General features: G+C 55.9%; 18 protein-coding genes and 1 tRNA gene. 12 read left to right on the top strand and 7 right to left on the bottom strand.

Translation table 11 applies throughout. From position 1 onward, the window contains the following. Positions 1 to 41: 41 nt before the first annotated feature. Positions 42 to 1,019, bottom strand: coding sequence for a type IV pilus twitching motility protein PilT (locus V7Q49_RS17625; RefSeq protein WP_333853936.1), 978 nt, complete (start codon positions 1,017 to 1,019; stop codon positions 42 to 44). Between the two features lie 17 nt (positions 1,020 to 1,036). On the opposite strand from V7Q49_RS17625, the gene V7Q49_RS17630 reads away from it, so the two are divergent. The 6 genes from V7Q49_RS17630 (at position 1,037) to V7Q49_RS17655 (ending at position 4,753) form a co-directional block, all read left to right on the top strand. Beyond that, positions 1,037 to 1,738: a YggS family pyridoxal phosphate-dependent enzyme gene (locus V7Q49_RS17630; protein ID WP_333853938.1), complete on the top strand. Its 702-nt coding sequence runs from the start codon at positions 1,037 to 1,039 to the stop codon at positions 1,736 to 1,738. Positions 1,739 to 1,759: 21 nt separating this feature from the next. Beyond that, positions 1,760 to 2,326: a YggT family protein gene (locus tag V7Q49_RS17635; RefSeq protein ID WP_032613937.1), complete on the top strand. Its 567-nt coding sequence runs from the start codon at positions 1,760 to 1,762 to the stop codon at positions 2,324 to 2,326. Continuing rightward, complete coding sequence (gene yggU / locus V7Q49_RS17640) at positions 2,323 to 2,619, top strand: DUF167 family protein YggU (RefSeq protein WP_333853941.1); 297 nt, start codon at positions 2,323 to 2,325, stop codon at positions 2,617 to 2,619. Before V7Q49_RS17635 ends, yggU begins: the two co-directional genes overlap by 4 nt. Before the next feature lie 3 nt (positions 2,620 to 2,622). Continuing rightward, positions 2,623 to 3,216 (top strand): XTP/dITP diphosphatase, encoded by a 594-nt coding sequence (locus V7Q49_RS17645; protein WP_333853942.1) that lies wholly within the window; start codon positions 2,623 to 2,625, stop codon positions 3,214 to 3,216. Continuing rightward, entirely contained in the window at positions 3,209 to 4,351 is a 1,143-nt protein-coding gene (gene hemW, locus V7Q49_RS17650) for a radical SAM family heme chaperone HemW (protein ID WP_333853944.1), read from the top strand. The genes V7Q49_RS17645 and hemW overlap by 8 nt, the downstream gene beginning before the upstream one ends. Before the next feature lie 63 nt (positions 4,352 to 4,414). Beyond that, entirely contained in the window at positions 4,415 to 4,753 is a 339-nt protein-coding gene (locus V7Q49_RS17655; RefSeq protein ID WP_333853946.1) for an endonuclease domain-containing protein, read from the top strand. 81 nt (positions 4,754 to 4,834) lie between these two features. On the opposite strand, the gene V7Q49_RS17660 is transcribed toward V7Q49_RS17655, so the two are convergent. Genes V7Q49_RS17660 through trmB form a run of 3 tightly spaced genes read right to left on the bottom strand, consistent with a single transcriptional unit; the run spans position 4,835 to position 6,652 of the window. Next, positions 4,835 to 5,554 (bottom strand): DUF2884 domain-containing protein, encoded by a 720-nt coding sequence (locus V7Q49_RS17660; RefSeq protein ID WP_333853948.1) that lies wholly within the window; start codon positions 5,552 to 5,554, stop codon positions 4,835 to 4,837. 52 nt (positions 5,555 to 5,606) lie between these two features. Further along, entirely contained in the window at positions 5,607 to 5,933 is a 327-nt protein-coding gene (locus V7Q49_RS17665) for a YggL family protein (protein WP_142487055.1), read from the bottom strand. After that, on the bottom strand, positions 5,933 to 6,652 hold the full coding sequence (trmB, locus tag V7Q49_RS17670) for a tRNA (guanosine(46)-N7)-methyltransferase TrmB (protein ID WP_333853950.1): 720 nt from the start codon (positions 6,650 to 6,652) through the stop codon (positions 5,933 to 5,935). Before trmB ends, V7Q49_RS17665 begins: the two co-directional genes overlap by 1 nt. Positions 6,653 to 6,796: 144 nt before the next feature. On the opposite strand from trmB, the gene mutY reads away from it, so the two are divergent. The 4 genes from mutY (at position 6,797) to V7Q49_RS17690 (ending at position 10,784) form a co-directional block, all read left to right on the top strand. Further along, positions 6,797 to 7,849, top strand: a complete 1,053-nt coding sequence (gene mutY / locus V7Q49_RS17675; RefSeq protein ID WP_333853952.1) for an A/G-specific adenine glycosylase — start codon at positions 6,797 to 6,799, stop codon at positions 7,847 to 7,849. Positions 7,850 to 7,874: 25 nt separating this feature from the next. Next, positions 7,875 to 8,147 (top strand): oxidative damage protection protein, encoded by a 273-nt coding sequence (locus V7Q49_RS17680; protein WP_103176936.1) that lies wholly within the window; start codon positions 7,875 to 7,877, stop codon positions 8,145 to 8,147. Between the two features lie 62 nt (positions 8,148 to 8,209). Beyond that, positions 8,210 to 9,289, top strand: a complete 1,080-nt coding sequence (gene mltC / locus V7Q49_RS17685) for a membrane-bound lytic murein transglycosylase MltC (RefSeq protein WP_333853956.1) — start codon at positions 8,210 to 8,212, stop codon at positions 9,287 to 9,289. A 238-nt stretch (positions 9,290 to 9,527) separates the two neighbouring features. Next, positions 9,528 to 10,784: a nucleoside permease gene (locus V7Q49_RS17690; protein ID WP_333853958.1), complete on the top strand. Its 1,257-nt coding sequence runs from the start codon at positions 9,528 to 9,530 to the stop codon at positions 10,782 to 10,784. Between the two features lie 38 nt (positions 10,785 to 10,822). Here the strand turns inward: V7Q49_RS17690 and V7Q49_RS17695 are convergent, their stop codons facing one another. Continuing rightward, the gene (locus V7Q49_RS17695; RefSeq protein WP_333853961.1) at positions 10,823 to 12,958 is read right to left on the bottom strand and encodes an ornithine decarboxylase; all 2,136 of its coding nucleotides are present in this window, start codon (positions 12,956 to 12,958) and stop codon (positions 10,823 to 10,825) included. A 397-nt stretch (positions 12,959 to 13,355) separates the two neighbouring features. Here V7Q49_RS17695 and V7Q49_RS17700 point away from each other — a divergent pair, with 397 nt between their 5' ends. Then, the gene (locus tag V7Q49_RS17700; protein ID WP_333853963.1) at positions 13,356 to 14,066 is read left to right on the top strand and encodes a DUF554 domain-containing protein; all 711 of its coding nucleotides are present in this window, start codon (positions 13,356 to 13,358) and stop codon (positions 14,064 to 14,066) included. Positions 14,067 to 14,161: 95 nt separating this feature from the next. Further along, positions 14,162 to 14,237, top strand: a tRNA-Phe gene (locus tag V7Q49_RS17705). A 55-nt stretch (positions 14,238 to 14,292) separates the two neighbouring features. Here the strand turns inward: V7Q49_RS17705 and V7Q49_RS17710 are convergent. Both V7Q49_RS17710 and V7Q49_RS17715 read right to left on the bottom strand, forming a co-directional pair. Next, positions 14,293 to 14,928: a deoxynucleoside kinase gene (locus V7Q49_RS17710; RefSeq protein ID WP_333853965.1), complete on the bottom strand. Its 636-nt coding sequence runs from the start codon at positions 14,926 to 14,928 to the stop codon at positions 14,293 to 14,295. 104 nt (positions 14,929 to 15,032) lie between these two features. Next, positions 15,033 to 15,374, bottom strand: coding sequence for a DUF1971 domain-containing protein (locus tag V7Q49_RS17715; RefSeq protein WP_333853967.1), 342 nt, complete (start codon positions 15,372 to 15,374; stop codon positions 15,033 to 15,035). Positions 15,375 to 15,591 lie beyond the last annotated feature (217 nt).

The following is a 15,591-nucleotide window of genomic DNA, read 5'->3' on the forward strand; positions in this document are numbered from 1 at the left end:
AAGGCCGCCAAAATCATTCTCTGCCGGAAACTGAACGCGCATTACAGCCGCCCCTGCGCCCTGCGCTCGGCCCGGCTCTGATCGAAGTTTAGCATCCCTGCCTGCAGCCCGGTCTGGATCACCCCGGGCAGTTGATAAGTTTTACCTTCACGGATCAAATTGGCCGCCGCAGGCGTATTAACCAGGAGCTCAAACAGCGCAACGCGCCCCTGCTGATTATCCCTTTCGAGCTTTTGCGCCAGCACCGCGCGCAGGCTGCCGGCCAGCTGCTTACGCACCGGCTCTTTCTCCTCGGCCGGAAAGGCATCCACCAGCCGCTCTACTGCCTGGGCGGCGCCCCGGGTATGCAGGGTCGCCAGCACCAGATGCCCGGTCTCTGCGGCGGTGAGCGCAAGGCGGATCGTTTCGCTGTCGCGCAGCTCACCTAATAGGATCACGTCGGGATCTTCACGCAAAGCCGCCCGCAGCGCATCGGCAAAAGTGGGACAGTGCAGGCCAATCTCCCGCTGCTGCACCAGACAACGCTTGCTCTGATGGATGAACTCCACCGGATCTTCCAGGGTCAGGATATGCCCGTCGCTGTGGTGATTGAGAAAATCGACCATCGCCGCAAGGGTGGTGGACTTGCCGCTACCGGTGGCACCGGTCACCAGAATCAGGCCGTTATCGCTGGTCAGCAGCTCGGGGATCGCCCGCGGCGTGCCCAGAGTACGCAGCTGCGGGCAGCGGTCCGGCAGCAGCCGCAGCGCCAGCGAGCACCCTTGCGTATGGGCGAAGGCGCTGCCCCGCAGCCGGAGTGTCTCCAGGCTGACGGCAAAATCCACCTGCCCCTGGGCGCACCACGCCCCCTGCTGTTCGTCGCTGAGCCAGCTTTTAAGCAGCATCACCACATCCGGCCCCGGAAAAGGCGCGAATTCCATTTTCCCTCGTCGCCGCCAGCGCGGTGGTGCGTTACTGCACAGGTGTAGATCCGACACGTTATGCTTTACACTAAGGGCCACAATTTCTTCCATATCCATTTAATGATCCTCGGAAAATGAACGACATTGCGCATAACCTGGCACAGGTCAGGGACAAAATCTCAGCCGCGGCAACAGCTTGCGGCCGTGCTTCAGAAGAAGTTACGTTGCTTGCAGTCAGTAAAACTAAGCCTGCGAGCGCCATCGCAGAAGCGATTGATGCAGGCCAGCGCATGTTCGGTGAAAACTACGTGCAGGAAGGGGTGGAAAAAATCCGCCACTTCCGGGAAAAAGGCACCGCGGATTTGCAGTGGCACTTTATCGGACCATTACAGTCGAACAAAAGCCGGCTGGTGGCAGAGCATTTCGACTGGTGTCATACCGTCGATCGTCTGCGCATCGCCAGTCGTCTGAGCGAGCAACGCCCGGCAGAGATGCCGCCGCTTAACGTGCTGATTCAAATCAACATCAGCGACGAAAACAGCAAGTCAGGTATTGCTCTGGAGGACCTGGATCAACTGGCGGATCAGGTGGCAGCGCTGCCTGGCCTTAGGCTTCGCGGGTTAATGGCGATCCCCGCCCCGGAGTCAGATTACGACAGGCAGTTTGCCGTTGCCCGGCAAATGGCTGTAGCATTTGAGGCGCTTAAAACACGCTTCCCAACGGTCGACACGCTTTCACTGGGCATGACGGACGATATGGCTGCCGCGATTGCGGCTGGCAGCACCATGGTGCGCATCGGCACAGCAATTTTCGGTGCGCGCGATTACACCCAATAATAAGGAAACCTGAGGAACGCCATGAAGACGTTGACCTTCCTGCTCTCAACGGTCATTGAACTGTATACGATGGTGCTTTTGTTACGCGTCTGGATGCAGTGGGCCCGTTGTGATTTTTACAACCCCTTCTCACAGTTTGTGGTCAAAGTGACCCAGCCAATCATCGGGCCGCTGCGCCGGGTGATCCCGCCGATGGGCCCGATTGATAGCGCCTCTCTGCTGGTGGCACTGATCCTCTGCGTGGTGAAAGCGATCGTGCTGTTTATGGTCATCACCTTCCAGCCGATCATCTGGATCGCGGCGGTGCTGATTCTGATAAAAACGATCGGTCTGCTGATTTTCTGGGTGCTGCTGCTGATGGCGATCATGAGCTGGGTGAGCCAGGGCCGTAGCCCGGTGGAATATTCCCTGATTCAGCTTGCCGATCCGCTGCTGCGTCCGATTCGTAATCTGCTGCCTGCGATGGGCGGGATCGACTTCTCCCCGATGATCCTCGTGCTGCTGCTGTACGTGATCAACATGGGTATCGCTGAACTGCTGCAGTCCACGGGCAACATCCTGCTGCCGGGGCTGTGGATGGCGTTATGAGTGCAGTCAGCACCTGCGCCGACGGGCTGGTTTTACGGCTGTATATTCAGCCGAAAGCCAGCCGTGATTCGATTATCGGGCTGCATGGCGACGAAGTGAAAGTCGCCATCACCGCCCCTCCTGTGGATGGCCAGGCCAATGCCCATCTCGTGAAGTATCTGGCAAAACAGTTTCGCGTCGCGAAAAGCCAGGTGCTGATCGAGAAAGGTGAACTGGGCCGTCACAAGCAGGTCAAAATTCTTAATCCGCAACAAATCCCGACGGAAGTCGCGGCACTGATACAACAGGATTAGCACATGCAAAAAGTTGTTCTCGCTACCGGTAATGCCGGTAAGGTGCGCGAGCTGGCCTCGCTGTTAAATGATTTCGGTCTGGATGTGGTCGCGCAGACCGAGCTGGGCGTGGACTCTGCCGAAGAGACCGGCCTGACCTTTATCGAAAATGCCATTCTGAAAGCGCGCCATGCCGCGCAGATCACCGGTCTGCCGGCCATTGCCGACGACTCTGGTCTGGCGGTTGATGTGCTTGGCGGTGCGCCGGGGATCTACTCCGCCCGCTATTCCGGCGTCGATGCCAGCGACCAGCAGAATCTCGAAAAGCTGCTGGAAGCGCTCAAGAACGTACCGGATGAGCAGCGCCAGGCACAGTTCCACTGCGTGCTGGTCTATATGCGTCATGCCGAAGATCCTACGCCGATTGTCTGCCACGGTAGCTGGCCGGGCGTCATCGCCCGCGAAGCATCAGGCAACGGCGGCTTTGGCTACGATCCGATTTTCTTTGTCCCGACCGAGGGCAAAACCGCCGCGGAGCTGACCCGCGAAGAGAAAAGCGCGATATCCCATCGTGGGCGCGCACTGAAACTGTTACTGGAAGCGTTACGTAATGGCTAATTTGCCACCTCTGAGTCTTTATATTCACATCCCGTGGTGCGTGCAGAAATGCCCGTACTGCGATTTCAACTCGCATGCGCTGAAAGGCGAAGTGCCACATGACGATTACGTTCAGCATCTGCTTGCCGATCTGGACGCCGACGTAGCTTACGCGCAGGGACGTGAAGTTAAGACTATTTTTATCGGTGGCGGTACGCCGAGCCTGCTCTCAGGCCCGGCGATGCAGACGCTGCTGGATGGCGTGCGTGCGCGCCTCAATCTGGCAGCGGATGCAGAAATTACCATGGAGGCCAATCCGGGTACGGTGGAGGCCGACCGTTTTGTTGACTATCAGCGTGCCGGAGTGAACCGTATCTCTATTGGGGTACAGAGCTTCAGCGAGCCTAAATTAAAGCGTCTGGGGCGTATTCATGGCCCGGGTGAGGCAAAGCGCGCCGCACACCTGGCGACCGGGCTGGGCCTGCGCAGCTTTAACCTTGACCTGATGCACGGCCTGCCGGATCAGTCGCTGGAGGAAGCGCTGGACGATCTGCGCCAGGCCATTGAACTGAATCCGCCGCATCTCTCCTGGTATCAGCTGACCATTGAGCCGAACACGCTGTTTGGTTCGCGCCCGCCGGTGCTGCCGGACGACGACGCGCTGTGGGATATTTTCGAGCAGGGTCACCAGCTGCTGACTGCCGCCGGGTATCAGCAGTACGAAACCTCGGCCTACGCGAAACCGGGCTACCAGTGCCAGCACAACCTGAACTACTGGCGTTTTGGTGACTATCTGGGCATTGGCTGCGGCGCGCATGGCAAAGTGACTTTCCCGGATGGACGTATTCTGCGTACCGCCAAGACACGTCATCCGCGTGGCTATATGGAAGGCCGCTATCTGGAGCGCAGCCATGACGTCGAGGCCGAAGATAAGCCGTTTGAGTTCTTTATGAACCGCTTCCGCCTGCTGGAAGCCGCGCCGCGCGCGGAGTTCGCGCTGTATACCGGGTTACCGGAGTCGGTCATTCGCCCGCAGATTGACGAGGCGCTGGCGCAGGGATATCTGACCGAATGCGATGCGTTCTGGCAGATCACCGAGCATGGCAAACTGTTCTTAAACTCCCTTCTTGAGCTGTTCCTCGCCGAAGAATCCTGAAGCCTGATTCAGGATTTTGCATCCCGTTCTGCTGGCTGAAGGAAAAGCTGGCAGAGTGGAGAGATGGAAAAATCAAAACAGTTACGAATAAATATGACGCCTGAAGAGGTACGTCTCTGGTATTTACTCCGGGGACGTCATTTTTATGGCTACAAGTTCCGCCGCCAGATGCCGGTTGGCTCTTACATCGTTGATTTTGCCTGCTATAAGGTGCGATTAATCATTGAGCTGGATGGCGGGCAACATCAAGATGATGAGGAGTATGATCTGCGCAGAACAGCATATCTGAATGCGCACGGCTGGCGCGTGATTCGGTTCTGGAATAACGAATTCAGGGCGAATGAGGAGGGAGTATTAATGACTATTCTGGAGCATCTGCAACGCCTGACGCCCTCACCCTAACCCTCTCCCACAGGGAGAGGGGACTCGTTCTCCCTCTCCCCTGGGGAGAGGGCCGGGGTGAGGGGCCCAGAGCGCACTAAACTACTTCAGCGACCCCACCAGCCCCTTGCGGCTCTCTTCCAGCGATACCACGCGCTTGCACACGTCTTTACCGAATTTCTGAAAATCGGCTTCCTGGTTCTTCCACTCGTTCTGAATCGAGGTTTGCAGGCCGCCCAGGCTACCCAGCACGCCCTGCAGCGGGTTGCCGCCGCCTTTCAGCACCGCTTTGGCACCCATTTCGTTGATGCTGTCCTGCAAAATGCCGCCCATCGCCTGATTCACCAGCTGCTGGCCATCGGCGCGCACCTGATCGATCGCCTGATAGTGGAACGTCAGGCCATCGGTACGATGTTCAATAATGCGGTTCATCTGCTCTTTTAACTGCGCGTCCAGTTTGGTCAGGCGCGAGCGCATATTGCTGCTCTCCCCTACCTCTTTGGCGATGATCTTATCCAGCGCGACGCGACCCTTCTCCACGCGGGTCTGGGCGCCCTCATCGATCCACGGCAGCGCGCTGCGCAGATCGGCCTGGTAATCTTTTGCCTGTTCACGTTGGGCAGCGCTCAGCTGGTACTGCTTGCCGTTAAACATGACGTTGCCATCCGGAGTGATCACCAGATTGCCGTTTTCACCTTTTACCTGCACGGTTTGCGGACTCAGGATCACGTCGTCACGCGGCGTGACTTCGCATTTGTATTCGGCGTGAGCGGTCAGAGCCGTGGTCATCAAAGCCGCAGCGAGCAGCGTTTTGCGCATCATATATTCTCCCTCATACAAAACGGGCCAGCAATTGCTGGCCCCTGATGCTCTATTAGTCCCACCAAATATCGAAAAGTTCGCTGATGCGCACATCTTCGAATTTGTGGTCTTCCAGCCACTTACGCACGATAGCCTGATGCTCTTCGGTGCACTGGCCGATCTCTTGTTTGCAGATCAAACCTTCCCACGCCAGGTAGCCGCTGCCGTCAAACGCCAGCTTGTTCGGCTCGATGACTTCATTGATGAACGCATCCACGTCTTCATCAATTTTTTCTACACTGGTGCCTTCCGGGAAACGCCATGCCACCGAAAAACCAATTTCCTGGAATTCTTCGATGTGCATTTTCTTACGCAGACGACGGCTACGGTTCTTTGCCATTATTTCACCCTCTCGAACATTAAGTCCCATACGCCGTGACCAAGACGATGGCCACGCTGTTCAAATTTCGTTACCGGACGTGAGTCAGGACGCGGCACGTAATCATTGCTCGCTGACTGGTTTTTATACCCGTCGAGACCTGACATCACTTCCAGCATATGCTCCGCATACTGTTCCCAGTCGGTGGCCATGTGGAAAACGCCACCCAGCTTCAGTTTACTTTTTACCAGCTCAGCAAAGGGTGCCTGAACGATACGGCGTTTATTATGACGCGCTTTGTGCCATGGGTCAGGGAAAAAGAGCTGAACCATGTTCAGAGAATTGTCAGGAATCATCTTGTGCAGCACTTCCACCGCGTCATGACACATCACCCGCAGGTTCTCGACGCCCTCTTCATGGGCCGTCGCCAGGCAAGCACCCACGCCCGGGGAGTGAACCTCAATACCGAGGAAGTTCTGCTCCGGACGCGCTTTTGCCATGGTCACCAGCGAAGCGCCCATACCAAACCCGATCTCCAGCGTAATCGGCGCGTCGCGGCCAAACAGCTCAACGAAGTCGAGCGGCTGTTCGGTGAACTCTACGCCCATCACCGGCCAGTAGTTATCCAGCGCGTGTTGCTGCCCCTTCGTCAGGCGCCCCTGACGGCGGACAAAGCTGCGAATACGGCGCAGCGGGCGACCGTTTTCATCAAATTCCGGTGATATGACGTCGTTTTTCATAAAAGAGTAGTCTGCTTGTGAGAATGTTCGGGAAACGGGCATTATCCAAAGTTAATGATGGGATGCAAGCATGGGAAAGATCCGGTTTACAGCCGCATGCCTCTGTGCTGCAATCTGCGTCCCTGATATCGCGAAGCGAAGACCATGCAAGCCTCTCAATTTTCAGCCCAGGTGCTGGACTGGTACGACAAATACGGGCGTAAAACCCTCCCCTGGCAAACTGAAAAAACACCCTACAAAGTATGGCTCTCTGAGGTGATGTTGCAACAAACGCAGGTCGCTACCGTTATCCCTTATTTTGAGCGCTTTATGGCGCGTTTTCCTACCGTGACCGATCTGGCGAAAGCCCCGCTTGATGAGGTGCTGCACCTGTGGACCGGGCTCGGCTACTACGCCCGCGCCCGCAATCTGCACAAAGCCGCCCAGCAGGTGGTGTCGCTGCACGGGGGTAAATTCCCTGAAACCTTCGATGAAGTGGCCGCCCTGCCGGGCGTCGGGCGTTCCACCGCCGGGGCTGTCCTCTCCCTCTCGCTGGGCAAACACTTCCCCATTCTCGACGGCAACGTGAAGCGCGTGCTGGCGCGCTGCTATGCCGTTGGCGGCTGGCCGGGCAAGAAAGAGGTGGAGAAGCGTCTGTGGGAGATTAGCGAAGAGGTCACTCCCGCTAACGGCGTTGAACGTTTTAACCAGGCGATGATGGATCTGGGTGCCATGGTCTGCACCCGCTCGAAGCCAAAATGCGAACTCTGCCCGCTGAATAATCTGTGTGTGGCCTATGCCAACCACAGCTGGGCGCAGTATCCCGGTAAAAAGCCGAAGCAGACGCTGCCCGAGCGCACCGGCTATTTTCTGCTGATGCAGCACGAAGAGACGGTCTGGCTCGCCCAGCGTCCGCCAAGCGGCTTGTGGGGCGGCTTATTCTGCTTCCCGCAGTTTGAGGATGAAGACAGTCTTCGCGACTGGCTGGCGCAACGCGGCATCCCTGCCGATACTCTTGTGCAGCTCAACGCGTTTCGCCATACCTTCAGCCACTTCCATCTGGATATTGTTCCGATGTGGCTTCCCGTGTCCTCATTCACCTCGTGCATGGATGAAGGCACCGCTCTCTGGTATAACTTAGCGCAACCGCCGTCAGTGGGGCTGGCAGCTCCCGTAGAGCGCCTGTTACAGCAATTACGTGTCGGGGCAACGGCTTAGCTCCGGGCGACAAAGAGGATTCAGTATGGCCAGAACAATTTTTTGCACCTTCCTGCAACGCGAAGCAGAAGGCCAGGACTTCCAGCTCTATCCGGGCGATCTGGGTAAGCGCATCTATAACGAGATTTCAAAAGAGGCGTGGGCGCAGTGGCAACACAAACAAACCATGCTGATTAACGAGCGCAAGCTCAACATGATGAACGTTGAACACCGTAAACAGCTCGAAGAGGAGATGGTCAATTTCCTGTTTGAAGGGAAAGACGTTCACATCGAAGGTTATACGCCGCCAGAAAAATAATACCCAGCGGGCGGGTGCCTGACATCCGCCCCGGAACAAACACAACACGCACTCCCGGAATGATGAAAAAATTTTTAGCGCTTGCTCTTGTTGCACCGTTACTTGTTTCGTGTTCCTCCAAAAATAAAGGCGATAGCTATAACGAAGCCTGGGTGAAGGACACCAACGGTTTTGACATTCTGATGGGGCAGTTTGCCCACAACATCGAAAACATATGGGGATTTAACGAAGTTCTGATCGCCGGACCGAAAGACTACGTTAAGTACACCGACGCTTACCAGACCCGCAGCCACATCAACTTTGACGAGGGTACCATTACCGTCGAGACCATCGCCGGGACCGACCCTGCGGCACGTTTACGTGAGGCGATCGTTAAAACCTTACTGATGGGTGACGATCCGGGCTCTATCGATCTCTACTCCGACGCCGATGACATCACCATCTCCAAAGAGCCGTTCCTGTATGGCCAGGTGGTGGATCAGACTGGTCAGTCGATTCGCTGGGAAGGTCGCGCCAACAACTTTGCTAATTACCTGTTGCAGACGCGCCTGAAAAGCCGCAGCAATGGCCTGCGCGTTATCTACAGCGTGACCATTAACCTGGTGCCAAACCACCTCGATAAACGTGCGCACAAATATGTGGGGATGGTCCGTCAGGCCTCACGTAAGTACGGTGTCGATGAGTCGCTGATCCTGGCGATTATGCAGACCGAATCGTCCTTTAACCCGTATGCGGTGAGCCGTTCCGACGCCCTGGGCCTGATGCAGGTTGTTCAGCACAGCGCCGGGAAAGATGTGTTTCGCGCCCAAGGGAGATCGGGCATGCCGGACCGCAGCTATCTTTTTGATCCGGCGAGCAATATCGATACCGGCACCGCCTATCTGGCGATGCTGAACAACGTCTACCTGAGCGGCATTGATAACCCGACCTCGCGCCGCTATGCGGTGATTACCGCCTATAACGGCGGTGCGGGCAGCGTGCTGAGGGTCTTCTCCAGCGACAAAGTCCAGGCGGCAAACATCATCAACAGCATGTCTCCAGGGGATGTTTACCAGACCCTGACCAACCGTCACCCCTCCGCAGAGTCCCGCCGCTACCTTTACAAGGTCAACACGGCGCAAAAGAACTATCGTAGAAAGTAGCTTTCTCTCTTTTAGCCTCTCCTCTGTGGAGAGGCTAAAAGCTTACCTCCCGCTGTCTATACCTCATCCATAGGAAAGTGTTATTTGCATCACAATCCAAACTGCAAATTAATGTTGATTGCATTTTTTTGCGGGAGGTAACAAAACATCACGCCACTCGCTGATAGAATTGCATCAAATACAAAACTGAAATGTTTCTACACCAACATACAGCCCGCTCTCTTGTGAGGAAAGTAACATGAACCTTAAGCTGCAGCTTAAAATCTTGTCGTTTCTGCAGTTCTGTCTGTGGGGGAGCTGGCTAACCACGCTCGGCTCCTACATGTTTGTCACGCTCAAATTCGACGGTGCTTCTATCGGCGCGGTCTATAGCTCTTTGGGTATCGCTGCCGTCTTTATGCCGACCTTGCTCGGGATCGTGGCGGATAAGTGGATAAGCGCCAAGTGGGTGTATGCGCTTTGCCATCTGGTTGGGGCCGGTACGCTGTTTATGGCGGCCGAGGTTACCACGCCAGGGGCGATGTTCATGGTGATACTGCTTAACTCGCTGGCCTATATGCCAACGCTGGGCCTGATCAACACCATCTCCTACTACCGTCTGAAAGACGCCGGTATGGATATCGTGACCGACTTCCCACCGATCCGTATCTGGGGCACCATCGGCTTTATCATGGCGATGTGGGGCGTGAGCTTCGCGGGCTTCGAACTGAGCCACATGCAGCTCTATATCGGTGCGGTCCTTTCCGTGGTGCTGGCGCTGTTCACCCTGACCCTGCCGCACATTCCGGTCTCTAACCAGCAGAAAAACCAGAGCTGGAGCACCATGCTCGGCCTGGATGCCTTCGCGCTGTTTAAAAACAAACGCATGGCGATCTTCTTTATCTTCTCCATGCTGCTGGGTGCGGAACTGCAGATCACCAACATGTTCGGCAACACCTTCCTGCACAGCTTCGATAACGACCCGCTGTTCTCCGGCAGCTTTATCGTTGAGCACGCGTCGGTGATGATGTCGATTTCGCAGATTTCCGAAACGCTGTTCATCCTGACCATCCCGTTCTTCCTGAGCCGCTACGGCATTAAGAACGTCATGATGATCAGCATCTTCGCGTGGATGCTGCGCTTTGGTCTGTTTGCCTACGGCGACCCGTCAGCCTTCGGTACCGTGCTGCTGGTGCTGTCGATGATTGTCTACGGCTGCGCCTTCGACTTCTTCAACATCTCCGGCTCCGTGTTCGTGGAAAAAGAGGTTCGTCCGGAAATCCGCGCCAGCGCCCAGGGCATGTTCCTGATGATGACCAACGGCTTCGGCTGTATTCTCGGCGGCGTGGTGAGCGGTAAGGTTGTGGAGATGTATACCACCAACGGTATTACTGACTGGCAGCCAGTATGGCTGATCTTCGCAGCCTACTCTCTGGTGCTGGCCTTCGCCTTCATGGCGCTGTTCAAGTACAAACATGTTCGTACTCCAACAGGTGCGCAGACCGTCGCGCATTAATCTGTTACGTTCCCCCCTCCTGCGAGGGGGGAATTTTTTTACTTCAGCACATACCCGTACAAACGCTTAATCCCGTCCGCATCCTTCTCGCTGTAAACGCCCTGCAGTTCCGGTGAAAAACCGGGCAGCAAATTGACGCCCTCTTCCAGCGCCAGGAAATAACGCTGCACCGCCCCACCCCACAGTTCGCCGGGGACCACGCACAGCACGCCCGGCGGGTAGGGCAACGCCCCTTCCGCCGCAATACGCCCTTCGGCTTCGCTGATGCGCACCAGCTCGACGTTACCGCGAATAAAGGCCTGGTTAGCATCCTGCGGGTTCATCGCCACGGTGGGCAGGCTCTCTTTGCGGAACATCGCTTTCTGCAGATCCTTCACGTCAAAGCTGACGTACAGATCGTGCATCTCCTGGCAGAGCTGGCGCAGGGTATAGTCGCGATAGCGCACCGGGTATTTCTTCCAGATGGTCGGCAGGACATCCGCCAGCGGGGTGTCGTCTTCGATGTGCTGTTCAAACTGGCCCAGCATTGCCACCAGTTGCGCCATCTTCTCGGCGCTCTCCGCCGGGGTAAGCAGGAAGAGAATGGAGTTGAGATCGCACTTCTCCGGGACAATGCCTTTCTCGCGCAGGTAGTGCGCCAGAATGGTCGCCGGAATGCCAAAGTCGGTATATTCCCCGCTTTCAGCATCGATGCCCGGCGTGGTCAGCAGCAGCTTGCACGGATCGACAAAGTATTGATCCTCGGCATAGCCCTCGAAGCCGTGCCATTTCGCACCTGGCTCAAAGCTGAAAAAGCGCAGCTCGCTGGCAATCGCATGAGTCGGATGATCCTGCCACGGACGCCCGGCCACCACCGGCGGGATAAACGGCCTGATCATCTTACAGTTGGCGATAATCGCCTTGCGCGCCTCTATGCCCAGCTCAACGCACTCCGCCCACAGCCGACGCCCGCTCTCCCCTTCATGGATCTTGGCGTTAACGTCGAGAGCCGCAAACAGCGGATAGAACGGGCTGGTGGAGGCGTGCAGCATGAAGGCGTTGTTGAGACGCTTATGCGGACAGAAACGCGCCTGGCCGCGGATATGGTTATCCTTTTTGTGGATCTGCGAGGTCTGGGAGAACCCGGCCTGCTGTTTGTGGACCGACTGGGTGACAAAGATCCCCGGATCGTTCTCATTGAGGTCCAGCAACAGCGGCGAGCTGTCGGCCATCATCGGGATAAACTGCTCGTAACCCACCCAGGCGGAATCAAACAGGATGTAGTCGCACAGCTGGCCGATCTTGTCGATCACCTGGCGGGCGTTATAAATGGTGCCGTCATAGGTGCCGAGCTGGATCACCGCCAGGCGGAACGGGCGCGCTTCACCGGCTTTTTCGGGGGCCACTTCGCGGATCAGCTCCCGCAGGTACGTCTCGTCAAAGCAGCGCTCATCAATGCCGCCAATAAAGCCAAACGGATTTCGCGCCGCTTCGAGGTACACCGGCGTGGCACCGGCCTGGATCAGCGCGCCATGGTGGTTAGATTTATGGTTGTTGCGGTCAAACAGCACCAGATCGCCGCGGGTCAGCAGCGCGTTGGTCACCACCTTATTGGCGGCGGAGGTACCGTTAAGGACGAAATAGGTCTTGTCGGCGTTAAACACCTTGGCGGCGAACTTTTGCGCGTGCTTGGCGGACCCTTCATGGATCAGCAGATCGCCCAGCTTCACGTCGGCGTTACACATGTCGGCACGAAAGACGTTCTCGCCGAAGAAATCGAAGAACTGGCGGCCTGCGGGGTGTTTCTTAAAGAATGCCCCGTGCTGATGTCCCGGACAGGCAAAGGTGCTGTTGTCCATCGCCACGTACTGACTGAGCGTGTCGAAAAACGGCGGCAGCAGGTTCTCTTCATAGCGACAGGCCGCGGCTTCCAGCTCTAACCACTCCTGCGCTTTGCCGTCGATGACCGCATCGACACCCGCAGGGGTTTCTACAGGCTGCGGCGAAAACATCAATACAGGCAGGTTAAAGCCGGTGCGTTTGAGCAACGCGAGGATGCCGCTGTGACTGTCAGCGACGGTAATGACGACTGCCGCCACATCCGTAAAATCTGTGTTATCCAGCGTCACCACTTCCCGGTGCGTGGACAAGGCGGACGCCAGCTCGCGGCTGACGGCAATTTTCATTGATTTCATAAGCGCAAATACCCGTGCAAGGCGAGAAAAAGCCCCGGACAGGGAGTCCCCTGCCCAACGAATGTGTCTGACCGGAGTTCAGCTCCGACCGCCAGACATCAGTAAAAGCAGAACGCGTCTGGTTTTACTGTTGTCCTGCAGTGAGCCTGCGTGACCCTCACCGCATGGTGAGCGTAGAATAAGATGTATCGATACGACCAGCCATTCGCGCAGCGAGAGAGAGTCTGTTCATTGGCGGCCCCGTATCTGAGAGGAGAAAATTCGCGCAATAATGTCACCTTTCGCCAGGGGGCGCAAGAAGGAATCATTATGCAAAAAATGGGATTACATTTGGCGATTACTCACTGAAAAGAGTAATAATAATGCAATATCAATGAGTAAATAACAGGAGTTCACAGTGGTTATTGGACCGTTCATTAATGCGGGGGCCGTGCTGCTGGGCGGCGTACTTGGCGCCGTGCTCAGCCAGCGATTACCGGAGCGTATTCGCTCTTCCATGCCCTCGATATTTGGTCTGGCCTCGCTGGGAATCGGTATTCTGCTGGTCATCAAGTGCGCCAACCTGCCGGTGATGGTGCTGGCAACGCTGCTCGGGGCGCTCATCGGGGAGTTTTGCTATCTGGAGAAAGGGATTAACGGCGCCGTCAGCAAAGCGAAAAATCTGCTCTCCCGCGGTAAACAGAAAGGTGGGGGTCATGACGCGTTTATCCAGAACTATGTCGCCATTATTATTCTGTTTTGCGCCAGCGGCACGGGGATTTTTGGCTCTATGCAGGAGGGGATGACCGGCGACCCCAGCATCCTGATTGCTAAAGCCTTCCTGGATTTCTTCACCGCGACGATTTTCGCGACCACGCTGGGTATCGCGGTTGCCGCGATTTGCGTGCCGATGCTGCTTATCCAGCTCGCTCTCGCCACCTGTGCCACAATGATCTTACCGCTGACCACGCCGGCGATGATGGCAGACTTCACCGCCGTCGGCGGTCTGTTGCTGCTGGCGACCGGGCTGCGGATCTGCGGAATTAAGATGTTTGCGGTGGTAAATATGCTGCCTGCGCTGGTGATCGCCATGCCGCTTTCCGCCCTGTGGACCGCGTTTTTTGCCTGAGACTGCAGCAAACTGGCGACAGAGTGTGCGGTCAGTAACGAAATCAACAAATTCCGTTGACGGCACGAGGCGGATCGGGTTTAATTCGCCCCGTTGCCCGGATAGCTCAGTCGGTAGAGCAGGGGATTGAAAATCCCCGTGTCCTTGGTTCGATTCCGAGTCCGGGCACCACTATTTAAAGAAACCAGCCTACGGGCTGGTTTTTTGCTTTTGGCTAAACAGAACCTTAAAACTCTCCCAGTTTTTCTACCATCGCATTCGCCAGCGCTTCCGGACAGGCAAACCCCGACTGAACCCGGTGCGTCAGCAGCGTTGAGCCATACTGACGGGTAATTTGCGGCAGACAGGCATCATGGAAGGCTTTAACGTCCTCAAAGTAGTCCAGCGTGTATTTATCCTCTCCAGGCCGTCCTCGCGCCATACAGTCGTTAAAACAGGCCACGGCATCGCGATCGATATAGACCACCAGATCGATATGCGGATAGCGCGTCAGGTAATCTTTGATCTGGTAGAAATAGGACATATACCGGGCCGATGGCTGTTCAGTCATCAGGAAATTCACATGGCAGAACACGATATCGCTGAACAGGGAACGTTCAATAACGTAGTTGCCTTCCGGGATGTTGTTTAACAGACGTTGTCTGGAAGCAGTAATATAGAGCTGAAAGGCCACCCTGGCGTCTGCGTCTTGCGGGTTCTCAACAAACACCTGCAGCAGTTCAAGAAACACCGGATCTTCATCCACGGGCTCCTTCATTACACTCCAGTATGCGCCTGTCTTTTCTGATAACGCCGCCGCCAGAGGTTCCAGCAGGGTACTTTTTCCCGCAGCAATATTGGCCTCGATAGAGACGATCTTCATAGCGATATCCCGATGAATAGCTTTACTCACGGCTGAAGAAATGGATTAGGGGCTTTCACACTATATGAAGGGGCTCCCTTATTAAGGATAAGGGAGCATCGGGATTATGCCTTTTTCGCGCTATAAACTTCTTCACCGGTGAACGCCGGCTCGGCCCAGAAATTAATATTAAACTGCGCATCGTCTGTCATCTCAATACGGTGCCAGTACTGCGGTGGGCTGGTCGCAAAGGTTCCTGCGTTAATCACGACTTTCACTTCTGGCTCTGTCGCCTCTTCATTGGCGAAGCCGTAGTAGGTCACTGTCCCTTCCATGACACAGAGCTGGCCAAAGATACCGGCTGCGGTGTTGTGGTGGCTAAGAAGCGCTGCGGGAACGTTGTCTTTAGTAAAAAATGGAGTGGAACGTTTGATGGTCCAGTTTTTGGGAATTCTGTGATGGCTCATAAGTACCTCCGGCTTTAAACATGCATTTAAAATACATCTTAATGATTAGCCCGTAAAGCATTATTGATAATAAATATCATTTACATGAAAGGAGACTGTACTGCAGAAAGGATAATAGTCTTTAAGCCGGGCAAGCGCAGCGCCGCCCGGTTTTTTAAGGCCCAACGCAAAAAGGCCATCCTTGCGGATGGCCTTTTTACTTGTTTGATGCCTGGCA

It is taken from the genome of Leclercia sp., assembly GCF_036780805.1.
Lineage (GTDB): Bacteria > Pseudomonadota > Gammaproteobacteria > Enterobacterales > Enterobacteriaceae > Enterobacter.

Bases quoted from the DNA above. Each gene is read 5' to 3' on its own strand.
- V7Q49_RS17715 (WP_333853967.1), bottom strand. From the start codon at position 15,374: ATGAGCCATCACAGAATTCCCAAAAACTGGACCATCAAACGTTCCACT.
- mltC (WP_333853956.1), top strand. From the start codon at position 8,210: ATGAAAAAATTTTTAGCGCTTGCTCTTGTTGCACCGTTACTTGTTTCG.
- V7Q49_RS17645 (WP_333853942.1), top strand. From the start codon at position 2,623: ATGCAAAAAGTTGTTCTCGCTACCGGTAATGCCGGTAAGGTGCGCGAG.
- yggU (WP_333853941.1), top strand. From the start codon at position 2,323: ATGAGTGCAGTCAGCACCTGCGCCGACGGGCTGGTTTTACGGCTGTAT.
- V7Q49_RS17710 (WP_333853965.1), bottom strand. From the start codon at position 14,928: ATGAAGATCGTCTCTATCGAGGCCAATATTGCTGCGGGAAAAAGTACC.
- V7Q49_RS17625 (WP_333853936.1), bottom strand. From the start codon at position 1,019: ATGGATATGGAAGAAATTGTGGCCCTTAGTGTAAAGCATAACGTGTCG.
- mutY (WP_333853952.1), top strand. From the start codon at position 6,797: ATGCAAGCCTCTCAATTTTCAGCCCAGGTGCTGGACTGGTACGACAAA.
- V7Q49_RS17680 (WP_103176936.1), top strand. From the start codon at position 7,875: ATGGCCAGAACAATTTTTTGCACCTTCCTGCAACGCGAAGCAGAAGGC.
- hemW (WP_333853944.1), top strand. From the start codon at position 3,209: ATGGCTAATTTGCCACCTCTGAGTCTTTATATTCACATCCCGTGGTGC.
- V7Q49_RS17655 (WP_333853946.1), top strand. From the start codon at position 4,415: ATGGAAAAATCAAAACAGTTACGAATAAATATGACGCCTGAAGAGGTA.
- V7Q49_RS17630 (WP_333853938.1), top strand. From the start codon at position 1,037: ATGAACGACATTGCGCATAACCTGGCACAGGTCAGGGACAAAATCTCA.
- V7Q49_RS17690 (WP_333853958.1), top strand. From the start codon at position 9,528: ATGAACCTTAAGCTGCAGCTTAAAATCTTGTCGTTTCTGCAGTTCTGT.
- V7Q49_RS17635 (WP_032613937.1), top strand. From the start codon at position 1,760: ATGAAGACGTTGACCTTCCTGCTCTCAACGGTCATTGAACTGTATACG.
- V7Q49_RS17660 (WP_333853948.1), bottom strand. From the start codon at position 5,554: ATGATGCGCAAAACGCTGCTCGCTGCGGCTTTGATGACCACGGCTCTG.
- trmB (WP_333853950.1), bottom strand. From the start codon at position 6,652: ATGAAAAACGACGTCATATCACCGGAATTTGATGAAAACGGTCGCCCG.
- V7Q49_RS17665 (WP_142487055.1), bottom strand. From the start codon at position 5,933: ATGGCAAAGAACCGTAGCCGTCGTCTGCGTAAGAAAATGCACATCGAA.
- V7Q49_RS17695 (WP_333853961.1), bottom strand. From the start codon at position 12,958: ATGAAATCAATGAAAATTGCCGTCAGCCGCGAGCTGGCGTCCGCCTTG.